Genomic DNA, 18,498 nt, shown 5'->3' on the forward strand with positions numbered 1-18,498 from the left:
ACTGGCCCGACTGGCCAACCCGGCCGTGTTGCCCCGAAGAGTCATGAACCGTTACGGAATCCTCCCCGCCGCGATCATCGCGCCCATCGCCATGGTGGCCATCGTGTCCACCGCCCATGCGCAGGCCACCGCGAGCGCGTCGCCCGACAAGCTGGTGCAGGCGGCTGTCGAAGGCGTGATCACGAAGATCAAGTCCGACCCCGAAACCCGCGCCGGCGACCTTGCAAAAATTACCGCAGTGGTCCGCCGCGAATTCCTGCCTTACACCGACTTCGGCCGCACCACGCGGCTGGCCGTCGGCAACGCCTGGAAACAGGCCACCCCCGAGCAGCAAAAAACGCTCCAGGAACAGTTCACTTCGTTGCTGGTGCGCAGCTATGCCGTGTCGCTGTCGCAACTGCGCGAGCAGAGCCCCAAGTTCTCGTACAAGCCGGCCAAGACGGGCAGCAACGCCAACGACTCGGTCGTGGCGACGCGGGTGCTGAACAACGGGGACGAGATGCTGATCGACTACCGGCTGCAGAAAGGCGCCGACGGCTGGAAGATCTACGACATCAACATGATGGGTGCGTGGCTGATCGAGGTCTATCGCAAGCAGTTTGCGGACATCGTGGCACGCGACGGGATCGACGGGCTGATCAAGTACCTGACCAGTCACAACGCGCGGTAGGCGGTTGGGTTTTGCCCTCTCCCGCAGCGCGGGAGAGGGACGTCCAGATCAGTGGACCTGGGCGGTCGCCTGGACCTTCTCGGCGCGGCTGCCCTGCGCCTTCTTCAGGTTGCCGATTTCGGCCAGCTTGATTTCCACGTGGCGCGAGAACACGTATTCGGCCGGGCGCTGCTTGTCCAGCGGGATGTCCGGGGCCATCGGGCCGTCGGTCTTCACGCCGCGCAGGCTCACGCCCAGCGCCTTGATCGGGTGGGCGAACGTGTCGGCCACGGCCGTGGCCTCGAAGCCGCTGTGGACCATGCAGTTGGCGCACTTTTCGTAGTTGCCAACCCCGTAGGCGTCCCAGTCGGTGCCTTCCATCAGTTCCTTGAACGTCTTCACGTAGCCTTCGCCCACCAGGTAGCACGGACGCTGCCAGCCGAACACCGTGCGGGCCGGGTTGCCCCATGGCGTGCACTTGTAGGTCTGGTTGCCGGCCAGGAAGTCCAGGAACATCGTCGACTGGCTGAACGCCCAGTTCTTGCCGGCGTTGCCGCGGGCCAGGATGTCGCGGAAGAGCTGCTTGGTCTTGCCGCGGTGCAGGAAGTGCTGCTGGTCCGGGGCGCGCTCGTAGGCGTAGCCCGGCGACACAGTGATGCCGTCCACGCCCATTGCCTTGACCGAGTCGAAGAACTGGGCCACGCGGTCCGGCTTGGCGTCGTTGAACAGCGTGCAGTTGATGTTCACGCGGAAGCCGCGCTCCTTGGCCATGCGGATGGCTTCGACGCAGCGGTCGTAGACGCCTTCCTGGTTGACCGAGTGGTCATGCATCTCGCGGTCGCCGTCCAGGTGGATCGACCACACGAAGTACGGGCTCGGCTCGTACTGGTCGATCTTCTTTTCCAGCAGCAGCGCGTTGGTGCACAGGTAGACAAAGCGCTTGCGGGCGATGATGCCGCGCACGATCTCCGGCATGTCCTTGTGCAGCAGCGGCTCGCCGCCGGCGATGGACACCACGGGCGCGCCGCATTCGTCCACGGCTTCCAGGCATTCCGCCACCGACAGGCGCTGGTTCAGGATGGGGTCCGGATAGTCGATCTTGCCGCAGCCGGAGCAGGCCAGGTTGCAGCGGAACAGGGGTTCGAGCATCAGGGCGAGCGGATAGCGCTTCTGGCCGGAAAGATGCTTGCGGACGATGTAGGCGCCTACGCGGGCGACCTGGAGAAACGGGATGGCCAAGGGGGTGCTTCCTTCTGGTTCAGTGTGTCGGTTCAGCCTGCAGCCGTCTGGCTGGCAAGCCGGGCGTCACTGATGTCGGTTGTTCTTCTGGCCCCTGGGGCCAGCGTTGCATCGGCTAGTTCAGCCGGCAGGCGGAATTCGGCATGTTCCTCGATGCCTTCCATGACCGATACGTCGACCGGACCAAGGCGTCGCAGGGCGGCAATGACGTCTTCCACCATGTCTTCGGGCGCCGAGGCGCCCGCGGTAATGCCCACGACATTCGCGTCGCGGACCCAGGCCGGGTCCAGTTCGCTGCCGTCGGCGATCAGGTAGCTCGGCACGCCGCTTTCCGTGCCGATCTCGCGCAGCCGGTTCGAATTCGAACTGTTGGTGGCCCCGATCACGAGAATCACATCCACGCGTGTGGACAAGTCGCGCACGGCGCTTTGCCGGTTTTGCGTGGCATAGCAGATATCGCGCGTACTGAGCCCGACCAGGTCGGTAAACCGCCGGCCGAGCGCCGCAATGATATTACGGGTGTCGTCCACGGACAACGTGGTCTGGGTGATATAGGCAACCGGCGCGTCGGCCGGCAGGTCCAGCCTGGCCACGTCAGCTTCGTTCTGCACCAGGATCACCCTGCCCGGAATCTGGCCGATCGTGCCTTCCACCTCGGGGTGCCCGGCATGGCCGATCAGCACCACGTGGCGCCCGGCCGCCGCGTACTGGCGGCCCTGGTTATGGACCTTGATGACGAGCGGGCAGGTGGCGTCGATGGCATGTAGCTCGCGTCGCTGCGCCTCTTGAATCACTTTCCGCGACACGCCGTGGGCGCTGAAGATGGTGACGGCATCGCCCGGCACCTCGTCGAGTTCCTCGACGAACCGCGCGCCTTTTTTCCGCAGCCCGGCCACGACGTGCTTGTTATGGACGATCTCGTGGCGGACGTAGACGGGGGCGCCGTATTTGATCAGAGCGCGGTCGACAATGTCGATCGCCCGGACCACGCCGGCACAGAAGCCCCTGGGCTGGGCAAGTATTACCTGCATGCAGACGGCCCCCCGACCCTCTTGTGACAATTCCTGGACATTACTTTTTTTGGTATTCCGGCATCACTTCCCCGGTTCACGGTAGGTACTATATACCGGGTCGGATTTTCTAGTCGCCGCGTGGGGTATTGCCAACACTGGCATTCCGGTGAAAATGCGCGACTGCCGTCCGCGATAACGCGCCATCGTCGCGGAACGTGCACGCAACGCCAACAGGGGATTTGAAATTCACAATTGCATTCTCGTGACAGGGGCCTCGGGCTTCCTCGGTTCTTCGGTCATGCGCCAGGCGCTGGAGCGCGGCTTTCAGGTGCGGGTGCTGGTGCGGCCCACCAGCCCGCGCGCCAATCTGGCCGGCCTGCCCGTGGAGGTGGTGGAGGGCGACATGCGCGACCCGGCGTCGATGGCGCGGGCCATGGCGGGCGTCCGCTACCTGTTCCATGTGGCGGCCGACTACCGGCTCTGGGCGCCCGATCCGGAGGAAATCGTCCGGTCGAACGTCGATGGCACGGTGACCACGATGAACGCGGCCCGCGACGCCGGCGTCGAGCGCATCGTCTACACCAGCAGTGTGGCCACGCTGCGGGTGGCCGGGGCCACCGGACCGGTCGACGAGACCGCCGCCATGGCCGGCCACGAGGCCATCGGTGCCTACAAGCGCAGCAAGGTGCTGGCCGAGCGCGAGGTGGAGCGGCTGGTGGCTGAGGGGCTGCCGGCGGTCATCGTGAACCCGTCCACGCCGATTGGCCCGCGCGACGTCCGGCCCACGCCCACCGGGCGGATCATCGTCGAGGCGGCCACGGGCAAGATCCCGGCTTTCGTCGATACGGGCCTGAACCTCGCCCACGTGGACGACGTGGCGAACGGTCATTTCCTGGCGCTGGACAAAGGCCGGATCGGCGAACGCTACATCCTGGGCGGCCAGGACGTGCTGCTGCGGCAGATGCTGGCCGACATCGCCGGCATGGCGGGCCGCAAGGCGCCGACCATCGAATTGCCGCGCTGGCCGCTGTACCCGATCGCCCGGGTGGCGGAAACCATCGCCCAGTTCAGGAAAAAAGAGCCGTTCGTGACCGTTGACGGCCTGAAGATGTCGCAATACCGGATGTTCTTCACATCGGCCAAGGCCGAGCGGGAGCTGGGCTACACCGCCCGCCCGTACCAGCAGGCGCTGCAAGACGCGCTGGACTGGTTCCGCGGCAACGGCTACCTGAAGTAGCCGCCCGGGCAGGAGCCGGGCCTCAGGAGCGCACCGGCGCCTGGCTGCGGCCCTTCCACTGGCCGCCGCGCCGCAGGTAGTAACGGCGCGCGGAGTCCAGCGTCGCGCCCAGGTAGAAAAGCGCAGTCAGCGGCAGCAGCGGCGCCAGCCAGGCCGGCTGGCGATACTCGCGCAGCATCGGGCGATAACTGACCGCCATCAGCACCCACGCCAGCCATGCCGGCCACAGCGCCGCGCCGCCTGCCAGTGCCAGCACGGGCGGCGCCAGGTAGGTCAGGACCATGCCGAGCGTGGCGCCCGCCAGCATCGCCGGCGAATAGTGGAGCTGGGTGTAGGCGCTGCGGGCGATCATGTTCCACAGGCTTTGCCAGTCGTCGTACGGACGCAGCGAAATGCTGTCGTCGGCCAGGTCAAGCCGGATTGACCCGCCTGCCTTAATCTTCGCCGCCAGGCTGCAATCGTCGATCAACTCGCCGCGAATGGCCAAGAAACCGCCGATTCGGGCCAGCGCCGAGCGGCGCGCCAGCATGCAGCCACCAGCCGCGCCCGCCACCTTGCTGCGGGGGTCTGCCACGCGGCGAAACGGGTAGAGTTTGGCGAAATAGAACACAAATGCCGGCACGATCATGCGTTCCCACCACGATTCGCAGCGCAGCCGCACCATCAGCGACGTCAGGTCGCGCTGCTCGTGCTCGGCGCGTGCCACCAGTTCGCGGATGGTCTGCGGGCCGTGCCAGATATCGGCATCGGTCAGGAACACGAAACCCGCGTCCGGCATCTGCCGGTCAGCTTCGGCCAGCCCTTCGGACTGGGCCCACACCTTGCCGCTCCAGCCAGCCGGCAGGTCGCGCGCGGCGATAACCGTCAGCGCGTCGGCCTTGCCGATCGACACGGCCGCCGCGCGGGCGATGTCGGAGGTGCCGTCGGCGCTATGGTCGTCCACTACCACCAGTTGCAGACGGCCCGGGTATTGCTGGGTCAGCACCCCGGTCACCGCGCGGGCAATCACGTCGGCCTCGTTGCGCGCCGGAATCACGCCGATGACGGGCGGCCACGCGGCCGGATCGGGCGAGGGCAGGGGCTTCTGCACGCGCCAGAAGCCGGCGCGCGCGAACACGAGGACACACCAGACCACCAGGGTCAGCAGGGACAATCCGAACAGCAGCATGAGATGTACTTGAGAAAGCGTCGCGCCGGCCAGGCCGGATTCGGCACGATGGTGGGGCGGACGAGGCGCGCATCATACCCCGCGATGCGCCGTTCGTTCCTGGCCAGGAGCGCCGTCACGCGGCGGTCGCATGGTGTTGTCACTGGCGCTCCGGGCCAAGGATGGCGGCAGCCATTGTAGCCAGCCGGAGCGGTTGTTGCAGATGCGTGTGTCGTGAAAGCCGGACGGGGAGGTGGTTCCCCGTCCGGTGTCAGCCCGGCAGCCGGGCCGGGTCAGCGCGCGTGGTGGACGCCCGGTGCCGGGCGCGGTCCCGGCGGCTGGCGATGCCAGTCCTGCGCGATGTCCGGAAAGACATCGCACTCGCCGCGCACGATGTTCTCGATCGTCGCGCAGATGCCTTCGGTGCCGCGCGGCCCCACGCAGACCAGGCTGCGTGGATGGTCGGAATGCGCCGGAATGGCGTAGACGTGCATCCCCTCGCGGTAGAGGGGATGCTGGGTGAGCCGCTCGTTCAGGATCTCGACAAAGCGGCTGGGGCTTACGGTTGGCTTGTCCATCGCTGTCTCCCTACGGGTCTCCAGCCTATGGCGGGGACGTGCCAGGTTCAAGCGGCTCGGCGGCGCTTCAAGCGCTCATTGGGTCGCATCGTCACGTAATGTCACGCATGTTCACGGGTGGCTACGTTCAGTGGGCCGCGCGGGCGGCGCCCGGGTCACCCACTTCGCTGGCAATGCGGCGCCCGTCGAGCATGCCGTTGCCGGTGGCCCAGCAGGCGGCCTCGGCCTCGGCGTGGGACGGATAGTCGGTCTGGGCTTCGATCATGCTGTCGCAGTCGGCGCCGCCGCATTTCTCCTCCACGACGATGCGCCACGTGTAGCGCCCGGGCGGGTCTTCCATGACGTGCATGACCAGCGTGCGGCGGTGATCGGACAGGGACATCGGATGGGTGGGCATGGCGTTCTCCCTGGGCAGGCGGCCCGGTGGACTTCCACCATAGTCAGCGGTTCCGGGCAATTCCAGCCCGATTTGATGCAGTGCGGCGTCGGCGGCCTTTGCATGGCCGATGCGTCCTGCTATCGTGCTGGCCTTGGGATTCGGGGTCGACATGGCCGCCTGACAACGGCCCGGACCGGACCCGCTCGTGGAGCCTCTACCATGCCTGCCGATCCGAATCTGACCCCGCGCATTACGGCGCTGCTGACCCACTTCGACACCGTCGTGCTGCCCGCCTGGACGGGTGCCGGCTGGAACCCGTCGATGCAGCTCGCGCACGAGGCGCTGGACGGCGCCACGGGCCAGCCCCGCCCGGACCAGCGCTATCGCACGATGGCCTGCGCGCGGCAGCTCTACGTCTTTGCCACCATGGGCAACCTTGCCCACGCCGCCACGCTGTTCGGTTCGCTGGTGCGCCATTTTGGCGATGGCGCGGGCGGCTGGCTCTACAGCATCGACCCGCAGGGGGCGCCGCTCGATACCACGCGCGACCTCTATACCCACGCCTTCGTCGTCTACGCCTGCGCGCACTACTACCGCGCCAGCCGCGACCCCGCCGCGCTGGACGTCCTGCATCGCACCGTGGCCGTGATCGAATCACGCTTTGCCGATGGCAACGGGCTCTATCACGCGGCATTGGCGGCCAATTTTGGCCCGAACGACAGCGGCGTGCTGCAGAACCCGATCATGCATCTGACCGAGGCGTACCTGGCGGCGCTGGACGTCGCCAGCGAACCGTGGATGGCGCAGCGGCTCAAGACGCTGGCCGATGCGGTACATGCCACGTTCGTCGATCCGGCCGACGGCTGCGTGGCCGAGCTGCCGCGCGGCGCGGCTGGCAACCGGATCGAGCCCGGCCATCAGTTCGAGTGGTATTCGCTGGTCATGACCGCGCCGGCGCTGTTTGCCGATGGCCCGCTGGCCGCCACGCTGCCGCGCGCCTACAACTTTGCCCGGCGGCACGGCGTGGCCGCCGGCACGCTGGGCGTCTGCGCCGCGCTGGACGGGCAGGGCGCCGTGCAGGACGCCACCGAGCGCATCTGGGCGCAGACCGAGTTCGCGCGAGCGCTGGTCGTGCACGCGGCCGTGCAGCACGACGATGCGCCGCTGGCCGAGCTGGCGGACTGGATCGACAGCTTCCAGCGCCGCTTCCTCCATGCCCGGGGCTGGCACGAGTGCCTGGCGCCGGACGGCGCCGTGGTGCGCGCCGAAATGCCGTCCACCACGCCCTATCACCTGCTCACGTCCTGGCAGGCGCTGCGCGCGCTGCTGCCGACTGCCTGACGCTAGTCCGCGCGCGGCGCGCGCAGGTCGCTCTGGCGGATCAACTGGAGCAGCGTGTCCGCCGGTTTCGACAGCCGCCGCGCGGCCAGCGTGATGAATTCCACCTCGGGCAGCGCCGGCAGCGCGTGCCCGTTGATCGGCGAGACCAGCCCGCCGCCAGTCAGGTTCTGGGCCCGTACCGTGATGCCGAGTCCGCCGCGCGCCGCGGCAATGCAGCCGGAATGGCTGCTGCTGGTGCAGACCATGCGCCACTGCCAGCCGGCGGCGGCCAGCGTATCGAGCACGACCGACCTTGTGACGCTCGGCTCGTTGACGAGGATCAGCGGCAGCGGCTGCCCCACGTCGACGACGGTGCCCGGCCGCGCCAGCCATTCAAGCTGCCCCCGGAACAGCGGCACGCCGCGCCGCTCGCCTTCGCGGCGCTTGCCGATCATCAGGTCCAGTTCGCCCGCCTCCAGCCATTCGTAAAGCTTGCCGGTCATGCCGATGTTGATTTCCAGCTCCACGTCCGGGTGCGTGGCGCGGAACGCGGCCAGCACATTGGGCAGCGGGCCCTGCGCCAGATCTTCCGATGTGCCCAGCCGCACGCGGCCCTGCAGCCGGGGCGCGCTGAACTGCTGCTCGGCGCGCGCTAGCGATGCCAGGATCAGCCGCGCATGCACCAGCAGCGCCTCGCCGTCGGGGGTCAGGGCCAGGCTGTGGGTATCGCGCACGAACAGCCGCCGGCCCACGCTCTGTTCGAGCCGGCGGATATGGTCGCTGACCGACGACTGCGAGAGGCCAAGCTGGCGCCCGGCGTCGGTAAAACTGCGCGACGTGGCCACCGTGGCAAAGGTCTGGATCCAGATGGGATTGAGCATCGCGGCATTGTCATCGGGTTTGCCGATGGCAGTCAATCAAGCCAGAGGGGTTCCCGATGGGGGCCGCGGTCCGTACCATGGAGGCCGGTTGTTCGCGGTTTCCCCGATGGACGCCGCCCCTGGAATCGAGTCATGCACACCGCCCCCGCCCCAGCCGCCAGCCCGGCCGCATCCCGCAAAGCCATGCTCTGGATCGTCTTCGCCGGCTTCTTCATGCAGACGCTGGACACGACGATCGTCAACACCGCACTGCCGTCGATGGCCCACAGCCTGGGCGAAAAACCGCTCGACCTGAAACCGGTGGTGGTGGCCTACACGCTGACCATGGCGATGCTGACGCCGGCGTCGGGCTGGCTGGCCGACAAGTTCGGTACGCGGCGCGTGTACTTCAGCGCGATCCTGATCTTCGTGCTGGGATCGGTGTTCTGCGCCTCGGCCCACACGCTGACGCAGCTGGTGATCGCGCGGGTGCTGCAGGGGGTGGGCGGCTCGATGCTGCTGCCGGTGGGCCGGCTGGCCGTGCTGCGCAATATCCCGGGCGAGCAGTACATCGCGGCGCTGGCGTTCGTGTCGATTGCCGGGCAGGTGGGGCCGATCTTCGGGCCCGTGCTGGGCGGCTGGCTGGTGCAGAGCGCGTCGTGGCACTGGATCTTCCTGATCAACGTGCCGGTGGGGCTGGTGGGCCTGTTCGCCGTGCGCCGCTACCTGCCGGCGGGGGAATCCGGCGTGGCGCCGCCGTTTGACTGGATCGGCTGCGGCCTGCTGTCGCTGTGCATGGTGACGTTCTCGCTGGCGCTGGAAAATGGCGGGCACGGCACGGGCAGCGCGCTGCTGGCCGCCGTCAGCGTTGCCAGCGCGCTGCTCTACATTCCCCACGCGCGCCGGCACGCCACGCCGCTGTTCCGGCTGGCGCTGTTCCGCGAGCCCAACTTCAGCATCGGGCTGATCGGCAATCTGGTGTGCCGCATCGGCTCGGGCGCCGTGCCGTTCCTGCTGCCGCTGCTGTTCCAGTTGCAGCTTGGCTATTCGCCGCTGCATTCGGGGATGATGCTGCTGCCGGTGGCCATCGCGGGCACGCTGTCCAAGCGGTGGATCGTGCCGCTGGTCAATCGCTTTGGCTACGACGCCTTCCTGCTCGTCAACACGGTGATCGTCGGCGCGTCGATCGCGTCGTTCTCGGCGATGTCGCCGGGCTGGCCGCTGGCCCTGTCGATCGTGCAGCTTGCGGTGTTTGGCGCGGCCAATTCGATGCAGTTCGCGGCCATGAACAGCGTGACGCTGAAGGGCCTGACCCGCGAGGACGCCGGCAGCGGCAACAGCCTGTTCTCGATGGTGCAGATGCTGGCCATCGGGCTTGGCGTGACCATCGGCGGCGGCCTCGTCGGCCTGTTCTCGCTCAAGCTGGGCGCCGCCGCGCCGGCCTACCGGCTGACCTTCCTGGTCGTCGGCACCATCACGCTGCTGTCCGCCGTGGTCTTCCGCCGGCTCGACGCCGGCCTGCTGAATCCGAAATCGGTGAAACGCGCCGCCGTGCAGGCACGGTAGCAGCGCCTCAGGCGGCCGGCGGCGGCCAGCCGCCTTGTGCCGCCAGCGCCTGGTACCACTCGTGCATCGCCGAATCCTGCACGGAATACTCGCCGCGCGCGGACTTCCAGACCAGGGCGGGAGTACGGTCGCGCAAGCTGTCCAGCGCCGCCTGCACCTTCTGCGGCGACACCGTCAACCCGGGGCAACGCTCCCGATAGAACGCGAGCGATTCGGCATCGTAGGGCCGGAACGCGCGCCCGGCCGCCAGCATGCGCCAGAGCACCGCCTGCTCCAGCGGCTTCAGGCCCAGGAAGTCGGACTGCATCTGCGCGGTGTCCTGCGCCTGCCGCCGGCGCGCGGCGGCCAGCACGCGCTGCTCGAAGCGTTCGCCGTCGCCGGCCTCCAAGGGGTTCAATGCCTCGCCAATCGCGGCGTGGAAGAACTGCGGCCGCTGGCCGAACAGCTCGAACGCCTGGAACAGCGCCGCGTGGTCCACCGGTTTCAGGTCGGGCCGCTGTGTGCCGATCAGATCGGCCACATAGTCGACGTAGCGCTTGCCCAGCGTCGGCATCTGGTGGATCGACGAGCCATAGAAGGGCGCGGCAGCGGAATTGACCAGCCGCAGCAGCTTGTCGCGGTCTGAGCCGGACATCACCAGCATCAGCGTGACGTTGTCCGGCGTGTTCATCTGGTCGCGGGCGGACTTCAGCGCCGCCATGGCCGCTTCGCCCCATTCGCTGGTCAGCGCGTGCTGCGCTTCGTCGATCAGCAGCGCCACGGGTTTGCCGGCGGCCCGGTGCAGGGCCTGCAGCGCCTGCGGCAGCGTGGCGCCGTCGGGCCGGCCGATCTTCGACGTGTCGATCTTCAGCGTGCCGGCGATGGTGACGCTTTCCAGCCGGGCCTTGCGCGCCGCGCGCGCCACCACGCCCTGGTGGTCGGCCAGCGCCAGCGCAATGCCCTCGGCGATCAGCTCGCCGGGATCGCGGCGCTGGTTCGACCACAGGTCGACGTAGATGACGAGCACATGGTTGTCTTCCAGCGCGGGCCGCAGGTCGTGCTGCAGGAACATCGACTTGCCCGTGCGCCGGGGTGCCGCCAGGAACAGCCCATTCTGCGCATCGCCAAACATGGCGCGGCCCTGCAGCTGGGTGGCCAGGTCGGCCGCAAGGTCGGGTCGGCGGTAGTAGCCCATCCTTTTATCCGGAATTATTTCGATCCGGATAATTTATGGAATCCGGGATAAAAGTCAATAATTGGGCGTCCTGCGACACGAAAAGAGGCTCATAAGTCACCCTTCAGCGGCTGTCGCCGGCTATTCCTCCACCCCGTTCTTGCGCAGCATCCGCTCGCATTCGTCCAGCATGTCGTGGGCAAAGGCAGACTGGTAGTTGGGGTCGAGCGCTTCCATCATCTCGTGTGACGCATAGAGCCCGGCTTCGCGCGACAGCGTATCGGCCAGTTGCCGTGCAAGCTGGTCGCTCAGTTCGGACAGCAGGCGCCGTTCCGACAGCGCCAGTTGCAGCTTCGATCGCGACAGCCAGCTCGCGGCCAGCGTGGCGCCCTGAGCGTCGGTCAGCCATTTCCCATGCTCGTAGAACGCCGCCAGCCGTTCGGCGGTCAGCGCGAACATCAGCGCCTTGCGGGTGTTGAAGTCGATACGGGGCGGCGGCGATGCGGGAATCATGGGCAGCGGGGCAGGGTGGCAAGGCGCGCCATGGTAGCGCAGGCGCTCAGGCAAAGCGGGCTTGTAGCCACGCGCCGATGTCGGCGATTTCTTCCAGGCAGACCGAATGCGGCATGTTGGCGTACGCCTGCCAGGTGATGGGCTGCCCCCGGGCGGTCAGGAAATCGCGCGCCCGGGTGCCCAGCGCCATCGGCACCACCTCGTCGGCGGTGCCATGGGCGGCAAACACCGGCGTGGTCGCGTTGGCGGGCGTGGCTTCGGCCTCGATCAGTTCGGTGGACGGGATGTAGGTGGACAGCGCAATCACGCCGGCCAGCGCTTCGGGGTGGGTCAGCGCCGTGGTGTAGGCAATGGCGCCGCCCTGCGAGAAGCCGGCCAGCACGATGTTGGCGGTGGGCACGCCGCGTTCGTTTTCGCGGGCGATCAGGGCGCGGATGGCATCGCGCGACTGCCTGATGCCGGCCAGGTCGGCCTTGCGGCCCGCTTCATCCAGCGAGTAGATGTCGTACCACGCCGGCATCACGTAGCCGCCGTTGCAGGTGACCGGGATGGCCGGGGCGTGGGGAAAGACAAAGCGGACGGCGGCGGTGGCGGGCAGGCCCAGTTCGGGCACGACGGGCACGAAATCGCTGCCGTCGGCGCCCAGCCCGTGCATCCAGATCACGGCATGGGTCGGATGCGGGGCGGTTTCGATGTCAATGGCGGGCAACAGGCTCATGGCCGCTCCAGGGGATGCCGGAAAGCGGGCAGTATCGCACAGGCGCCTGGCGCGTCCGTGCGACGGTCTGCTGCGGTAAGACAGGGATCAGGCGGCGCTCGGGACGATCGGAATCGTGGCCAGGCCGGGGGCGCTGCGCGCGGGCGACGTGGATTGCAGCACGGGCATGTCCGGCTGCGGCGACGACCCAAAGCGGCGGTCGGCCACGCCTTCCACGCCGGTGGCGCCCACCTCTTCCAGGAAGGCGATCATGTTGCGGTAGTAATCGACTTGCATCTGCGCTTCAAGCAGGCGGCGTTCGGCCTGGAAGAGCGTCAGCCTCATGTCTTGCAGTTCCTTTTCGGCGATCTTCTCTGGCGTCGGCGGACTGAACAAGTTTGCAAGCGAACGCATGGCAGTTACCTCCCGGGGCTTTTGTACGTCTGGTGAGTCATTTCGGTTGAGCGCGCCATGCCGTCAAATATAGACGATCCGGCGCAAGGTACACGATGGGTCACCATGGCTGATGTGGGGTCCCCCACAAGAATGATTGCCGTCACCCGGATGGTGCGGTAGATTTACCGCCCATCAGCCGGTACGCGCCAACGGGCCCGTGCCGGCTTTGTCTTTTTTACGTCCCGGCGTGATACGAAATTTCCGATTGTGGCGAAAGCTGCCGTTTCGGAATCGTTACGGGATGGGACGACCGCCTGCCCGACCAATCTCTGCCATCGGCAAAAAAACCACACGCCGGGCCGGCCCCGCATCGGCGCCGGCCGACGGGGGACCGGATGTGACACCGGCGTGACCGGCCCAGGCCCCGGCAGGCAGGTAGAATGCCGCGCCAGCGCCTCTTTTCGCCCCCGCCACGTGTCCGCCACGCTTCTCCTTTCTACCGCCTGCCGCCGACTGCTGGTCTGGCTGGCCTGGCTGTGCGTCTGCCTGCCACTGGTGGCCGTGGCGGCGCCGGTGCGGGTGGTCGTGGTGTCGTCCCAGACCCATCTGCTGCCTGCCGCCGCCGAGGCGTTCCGCGCGGCCCATGGCGATGGCGTGGCCGAATTCCGATTTGCCAATGCGGCGCCCGATGCCGCGACGCTGGCCCGCGCCGACGTGATCGCGGCGTGGTTCGTCCCCGCCGCCGCACTGCGCCAGATGGGGCCCGATATCCGGCAGGCCCAGGCGCGTGGCGCAACGGTGCTGGCCATGCCGGCGGAGACCGCCGACGCCGCGTGGCAGATCCATACCGATGCGACGCTGAACGCGGGCGCCCAGCGCTACTGGGACGCCGGCGGCGTCGACAATCTTGCCGCCTTCCTGGCCTACGCCGTGGCCGCGCAACAGCGTGCCGCCGGCGTGGCGCCGATCACCGTGCCGCCGGTCCGGCCCGCGCCCGCCGCCGGGCTCTACCACCCGCGCGTGCCGCAACCGTTCGCGTCGCTGGGCGACTACCTGCGCTGGTACCGCGCCAACGGCGGCCCGCGGACCGACGCGCCGCTGGTCGGCATCGCGTTCTATGCGACGAACCACCGCCAGCGCGACCTCGCTCACGTCGACGCGCTGATCGCGGCGCTGGAGCGCGCCGGCATCGGCGTGGTCCCGGCCTTTGGCTGGCCGCTGTCCGCGCTCGACGGCCTGCTGACGCAGGACGGCGCCACGCCGCTGCGCGCGCTGCTGGCGCTGAACCTGACAATTCCGCGCGCCGAGGACAAGGACTGGCTGGCGCGCCACGGCCTGCACACGATCAACCTGATTGCCACGCGCGACAGCGCCGCCCGCTGGCGTGCCGACGTGCGCGGCATCGCCGGCGAGCGCCTGCCGCTGCTGCTGACAGCCCCCGAGCGCAGCGGGGCGACCGAGCCGATCCTGTTCGCCACGCAGGAGCCGCAGGACGGCGCCACGGCCAGTACGGCGGTGCCGGAGCGTGTCGACGCAATCGTCGCGCGCGTGCGGCGCTGGATCGCGCTGCAGGACACGCCGCCCGCGCGCAAGCACGTGGCGGTGCTGTACTACAACAACCCGCCTGGGCGCGGCAATATCGGCGCGAGCTATTTGGCGACGCTGCCATCGCTCGCCCAGATCCTGCAGCGCCTGCGCGCGGCCGGCTACGACACCGGCACCAGCCTGCCCGACACCGCCGCGCTCACGTCGCTGCTCGAAGCCAACGGTCGCAACGTCGAGACGTGGTCGCCGGGCGAGCTGGACCGCATGGTCCGCGCCGGCCACGTCACGCTGGTGCCGCTGGCCCAGTACCGCCGATGGTTCGATGCGTTGCCGGCGCCGTTCCGCGCGTCGGTGGAGCGTGCGTGGGGCCCGCCCGGCCGCCATCCGCTGATGCTCGCGCGCGACGCGCGCGGCGATCCCGCCTACGTGCTGCCGGGCCTGCGCTTTGGCAACGTGTTTGTCGGCCCGCAGCCGCTGCGCTCCACCTTCGACCGCGCGATGGACGTCTCGCACGACACGATCACGCCGCCGCCGCACGCCTACATCGCCGCCTACCTGTGGTATCGCCACGCGTTCGGCGCCGATGCCGTGGTCCACGTGGGCCGCCACGGCACGCTGGAATGGCTGCCGGGCAAGCAGGTCGCGCAGGCGGGCGACGACGCATCCGAACTGCTGCTCGGCGACCTGCCGAACGCCTACGTCTACATCCAGGACGGCGGCGGCGAGGCGATCCAGGCCAAGCGCCGCAGCGCGGCCGTGCTGGTAAGCCACCTGTCGCCGCTGCTGGCCTCGGCGGGCCAGCCCCCGGTGCTGGCCGCGCTGGACGAGGCGATCGAACAGGCCGACGCCACGCGCGACAGCGCGCCGGAGCTGTCGGCCCAGTACCGGCGCCAGGCGCTGGCCCAGATCCGCGCGCTGAAGCTGGACCAGCAACTAGGCGTCGATGCCGGCGCGCCCTGGGACACCATCGAGCCGGTCGTGCACGCCTTCCTGCACAAGGTGGAGGCCGAGCCGATGCCGCTGGGCATCCACACGCTCGGCCAGTTGCCGCCCGACGCCGACCAGGCCGACGCGCTGGCGCTGATGCTGGGCACGCAGGTCAAGGCCGATGCCGACCGCCTGCGCGCGTGGTCGGCCGCGCTGGTGGCGGGCCGCGACGTCGAGGGCTCGGACGATGCCGAACGCCGCGCGCTGGCCGCCGGCCGCCAGTGGCTGGCCGACCTGCGCGCGTCGCCCCAGCGCGAACTGGATGGCCTGGTCACGGTGCTGGCCGGCCGCTACCTGCCCACCGGCCCGCTGGGCGACCCCGTGCGCGTGCCCGACAGCCTGCCCACCGGCCGCAACCTGCACGCCTTCGACGGCGCGCGCATTCCCACCCAGGCCGCGTGGGCGCTGGGCAAGACGATGGCGGCACAGACGCTCGACCGCTTCCGCCGCGAGTGGGGCAAGTGGCCGGAGTCGGTGTCGATGGTGCTGTGGTACGGCGAGACCGAGCGGCACCAGGGCGCGATGGAGGCCGAGGCGCTGTACCTGATGGGCGTGGAACCGGTGTGGAACGCGCGCGGCAATGTGGAGGACGTGCGGCTGATTCCCGATGCCGATCTGGGCCGGCCACGCGTGAACGTGCTGCTGACCACGTCGGGCATCTACCGCGACGGCTTTGGCGACAAGATCGCGCTGCTGGACAAGGCTGCCCGGCTGGCCGCCGCTGCCGGTGAGAATGCAATTAGCCGCCATGACGAGGCTGTCGCCATGGAACTGGGCCGGCAGGGCGTGGAGCCGGGGCAGGCGCAGCGGCTGGCGCGGTCGCGGGTGTTCGCGGCGCGGCCCGGCAACTATTCGATCGGCGTGCAGCAGATGGTCGAGCAGAGCCGCGACGCGCAGGGGCCGCCCGATGCGCTGGCGCGCCAGTACCTGCGCTACATGAACTTCGCCTATTCGGCCGACGGCTGGGGCGAATCGGCGCCGGGGGCGCTGGCCAGTCATCTGAAGTCGAACCAGGCGGTGCTGTTCTCGCGCGCCAGCACGCTGTACGGCGCGTTGGACAACGACGACACCTACCAGTACGCGGGCGGCCTGGCCGCCGCCACGCGCGCGGCCGGCGGCACGGCACCGCCGCTGTGGCTGCACAACCTGCGCCGCCCGGGCCAGGCCGAGACGGTCGACGCCCGCACATGGCTGGCCACCGAGCTGAACGCGCGCCAGTGGAATCCGAAGTGGATCACCGGGATGCAGCGCGCCGGCTACGCGGGCGCCCGCGAGATGTACAAGGAGGTGGAGCACCTGTACGGCTTCCAGGCCACCGTGCCCGAGCAGATGCCCGGCGAGTTCTGGCAGCGCACCTACGACGTCTACGTGGCCGACAAGCTCGGGCTGGGCATGGCGGCGTTCTTCCGCGGCGCCAATCCGCACGCGCGGCAGGGCATCCTGGCGCGGCTGCTGGAGGTGGACCGGCAGGGCAGCTACCGCTTCACCGACGCCGAGCGCCGCGAATTGCTGCGCCAGTACGCGGCGAGCGTGCAGCGCCACGGGCTGTCGTGCACGGCCAATACCTGCGGCAATCCCACGCTGATGGCGCATATCGCGCGCGCGGGCCGCGCGGCGCGGATCGACATGAAACCGGTAGGCCGCGCGCTGGCCGACGCGGTGGTGCGGCCGGCGCAGCGGGAGGCGCAGGCGGTGCGGACACCGCAGACAGTCGTGCCGGCGGCGCCGGTGGCGTCGACATTGGATGTCGAACACGTCAGCGGCCAGCGGCTGGTGGCGCAGCTGGCCGCGACGCCGGCGCGAACGGGACAACCGGCGATCGGGTGGCTGCTGGCGGCACTGGCTGTCGCGGGGGGTGCGTTCGCGGGGTGGTGGCGGGGGCGGCGGAGGTAGCAGGCTGCGATGCTTGCCCTCTCCCCCGCCCCCTCTCCCGCGCGGGAGAGGGAAGCAAACCGACAGGAATGGCAATGCGATGGTGTTCTCCCCTCTCCCGCCTGCGGGAGAGGGGCCGGGGGAGAGGGTCAGCGCTTGCTAGACCCACCAGGCCACCCCACGCCAGGCACCCCCAAATAGACAGCCCCCTCGTATGTCCGTATCCTGATCGCCTTCGCAAATCACGCCCATCCCCCGCATGCAGACCTCCAAGATTCCGGCCACCATCGTCACGGGCTTTCTCGGCAGCGGCAAGACCACGCTGCTGCGTCATATCCTCGACAACGCCAACGGGCGCCGCATCGCGGTGATCGTCAACGAGTTTGGCGAACTCGGCATCGACGGCGAGATCCTGAAGGGCTGCGGCATTGGCTGCGACGATGCCGGCGAGCCCACGGGCCAGCTCTACGAGCTGGCCAACGGCTGCCTGTGCTGCACGGTGCAGGAGGAATTCTTCCCGGTGATGGAGCAACTGCTGGAGCGCCGCGGCCAGATCGACCACGTGCTGATCGAGACGTCGGGGCTGGCGCTGCCCAAGCCGTTGGTGCAGGCGTTTCACTGGCCGAGCATCCGCAATGCGTTCACGGTGGATGCCGTGGTGACCGTGGTCGACGGCCCAGCGGCGGCGGCCGGGCAGTTCGCGGCCAATCCGGTGGCGGTGGATGCCCAGCGCCGCGCCGATCCCAATCTCGACCACGAGTCGCCGCTGCACGAACTGTTCGAGGACCAGCTTGCCAGCGCGGACCTGGTGATCCTGAACAAGACCGACCTGATGGACCCCGCGCAGCTGGCGGCCGTGGAGGCGCTGGTGCGGCCCGAGATTCCGGCCGAGGTCAAGATCGTGCCCGCGCAGGCCGGCAAGCTCGACGTGGCGATGCTGCTGGGCCTGCGGCGCGCGTCGGAAGAGACGATCCACCTGCGGCCCGATCACCACGGCAGCGCCGACGACCCCGACCATGCCGATCATCATCACGACGAGTTCGATTCCGTGGTCGTGCAGGCCGGCACGGTCGAGCGCGACGCGCTGGTCGCCGCGCTGCAGAAGCTGGTGGCCGACCACACGATCTACCGCGTCAAGGGCTTTGCCACGCTGCCGGGCAAGGCGATGCGGCTGGTGCTGCATGGCGTGGGCCAGCGCTTCGACAGCTATTTCGACCGCGCCTGGCGCGCCGGCGAGCCGCAGGGCACGCGCGTGGTGCTGATCGGGCAGGACCTGGACGGCGCGGCGCTGCAGGCATCGCTGGACGCCGCGCTGGGCGCCACGCGCTGACCACCGGGCGCTGGCGC

At 68.9% G+C, this 18,498-nt stretch carries 16 protein-coding genes; 6 read left to right on the top strand and 10 right to left on the bottom strand.

What is annotated here, in order from left to right:
• Window positions 1-43 precede the first annotated feature (43 nt).
• Complete coding sequence (locus tag EPAKOI_RS18340; RefSeq protein WP_124685332.1) at window positions 44-670, top strand: MlaC/ttg2D family ABC transporter substrate-binding protein; 627 nt, start codon at window positions 44-46, stop codon at window positions 668-670.
• Between the two features lie 48 nt (window positions 671-718).
• Here the strand turns inward: EPAKOI_RS18340 and hpnH are convergent, their stop codons facing one another.
• Window positions 719-1,888: an adenosyl-hopene transferase HpnH gene (gene hpnH, locus EPAKOI_RS18345; RefSeq protein ID WP_124685331.1), complete on the bottom strand. Its 1,170-nt coding sequence runs from the start codon at window positions 1,886-1,888 to the stop codon at window positions 719-721.
• Between the two features lie 32 nt (window positions 1,889-1,920).
• Window positions 1,921-2,919: a 4-hydroxy-3-methylbut-2-enyl diphosphate reductase gene (ispH, locus tag EPAKOI_RS18350; RefSeq protein ID WP_423194217.1), complete on the bottom strand. Its 999-nt coding sequence runs from the start codon at window positions 2,917-2,919 to the stop codon at window positions 1,921-1,923.
• Between the two features lie 280 nt (window positions 2,920-3,199).
• Between ispH and hpnA the strand changes: the two genes are divergently transcribed.
• Window positions 3,200-4,138, top strand: coding sequence for a hopanoid-associated sugar epimerase (gene hpnA / locus EPAKOI_RS18355; protein WP_423194218.1), 939 nt, complete (start codon window positions 3,200-3,202; stop codon window positions 4,136-4,138).
• Window positions 4,139-4,160: 22 nt separating this feature from the next.
• Here the strand turns inward: hpnA and EPAKOI_RS18360 are convergent, their stop codons facing one another.
• The 3 genes from EPAKOI_RS18360 to EPAKOI_RS18370 all read right to left on the bottom strand — a co-directional run bounded on the left by EPAKOI_RS18360 (window position 4,161) and on the right by EPAKOI_RS18370 (window position 6,260).
• Entirely contained in the window at window positions 4,161-5,306 is a 1,146-nt protein-coding gene (locus EPAKOI_RS18360) for a glycosyltransferase (protein ID WP_423194219.1), read from the bottom strand.
• Between the two features lie 272 nt (window positions 5,307-5,578).
• Complete coding sequence (locus EPAKOI_RS18365; RefSeq protein ID WP_124685328.1) at window positions 5,579-5,863, bottom strand: hypothetical protein; 285 nt, start codon at window positions 5,861-5,863, stop codon at window positions 5,579-5,581.
• A gap of 127 nt (window positions 5,864-5,990) precedes the next feature.
• Window positions 5,991-6,260, bottom strand: coding sequence for a hypothetical protein (locus tag EPAKOI_RS18370; RefSeq protein ID WP_423194220.1), 270 nt, complete (start codon window positions 6,258-6,260; stop codon window positions 5,991-5,993).
• Between the two features lie 201 nt (window positions 6,261-6,461).
• On the opposite strand from EPAKOI_RS18370, the gene EPAKOI_RS18375 reads away from it, so the two are divergent.
• Window positions 6,462-7,583: an AGE family epimerase/isomerase gene (locus EPAKOI_RS18375; RefSeq protein WP_423194221.1), complete on the top strand. Its 1,122-nt coding sequence runs from the start codon at window positions 6,462-6,464 to the stop codon at window positions 7,581-7,583.
• 2 nt (window positions 7,584-7,585) lie between these two features.
• On the opposite strand, the gene EPAKOI_RS18380 is transcribed toward EPAKOI_RS18375, so the two are convergent.
• Window positions 7,586-8,443: a LysR family transcriptional regulator gene (locus tag EPAKOI_RS18380; protein ID WP_423194222.1), complete on the bottom strand. Its 858-nt coding sequence runs from the start codon at window positions 8,441-8,443 to the stop codon at window positions 7,586-7,588.
• 132 nt (window positions 8,444-8,575) lie between these two features.
• On the opposite strand from EPAKOI_RS18380, the gene mdtD reads away from it, so the two are divergent.
• Window positions 8,576-9,988 carry a multidrug transporter subunit MdtD gene (gene mdtD, locus EPAKOI_RS18385; RefSeq protein ID WP_253700251.1) on the top strand — a complete coding sequence of 471 codons (1,413 nt, stop codon included), beginning with the start codon at window positions 8,576-8,578 and terminating at the stop codon, window positions 9,986-9,988.
• Between the two features lie 7 nt (window positions 9,989-9,995).
• On the opposite strand, the gene EPAKOI_RS18390 is transcribed toward mdtD, so the two are convergent.
• From EPAKOI_RS18390 to EPAKOI_RS18405, 4 genes are all read right to left on the bottom strand, one after another.
• Window positions 9,996-11,162 (bottom strand): AAA family ATPase, encoded by a 1,167-nt coding sequence (locus EPAKOI_RS18390; RefSeq protein ID WP_423194223.1) that lies wholly within the window; start codon window positions 11,160-11,162, stop codon window positions 9,996-9,998.
• A 120-nt stretch (window positions 11,163-11,282) separates the two neighbouring features.
• The gene (locus EPAKOI_RS18395) at window positions 11,283-11,654 is read right to left on the bottom strand and encodes a hypothetical protein (protein WP_423194224.1); all 372 of its coding nucleotides are present in this window, start codon (window positions 11,652-11,654) and stop codon (window positions 11,283-11,285) included.
• 46 nt (window positions 11,655-11,700) lie between these two features.
• Entirely contained in the window at window positions 11,701-12,372 is a 672-nt protein-coding gene (locus tag EPAKOI_RS18400) for an alpha/beta hydrolase (RefSeq protein WP_423194225.1), read from the bottom strand.
• Between the two features lie 87 nt (window positions 12,373-12,459).
• Window positions 12,460-12,765, bottom strand: a complete 306-nt coding sequence (locus EPAKOI_RS18405; RefSeq protein WP_124685322.1) for a hypothetical protein — start codon at window positions 12,763-12,765, stop codon at window positions 12,460-12,462.
• A 456-nt stretch (window positions 12,766-13,221) separates the two neighbouring features.
• Between EPAKOI_RS18405 and EPAKOI_RS18410 the strand changes: the two genes are divergently transcribed.
• Window positions 13,222-17,172 carry a cobaltochelatase subunit CobN gene (locus tag EPAKOI_RS18410; RefSeq protein WP_423194226.1) on the top strand — a complete coding sequence of 1,317 codons (3,951 nt, stop codon included), beginning with the start codon at window positions 13,222-13,224 and terminating at the stop codon, window positions 17,170-17,172.
• A 238-nt stretch (window positions 17,173-17,410) separates the two neighbouring features.
• The gene (gene cobW, locus EPAKOI_RS18415; RefSeq protein WP_423194227.1) at window positions 17,411-18,481 is read left to right on the top strand and encodes a cobalamin biosynthesis protein CobW; all 1,071 of its coding nucleotides are present in this window, start codon (window positions 17,411-17,413) and stop codon (window positions 18,479-18,481) included.
• The last annotated feature ends 17 nt before the right edge of the window (window positions 18,482-18,498 follow it).

This window comes from Cupriavidus sp. H18C2 (genome assembly GCF_049393795.1).
Taxonomy (GTDB): Bacteria; Pseudomonadota; Gammaproteobacteria; order Burkholderiales; family Burkholderiaceae; genus Cupriavidus; species Cupriavidus pauculus_C.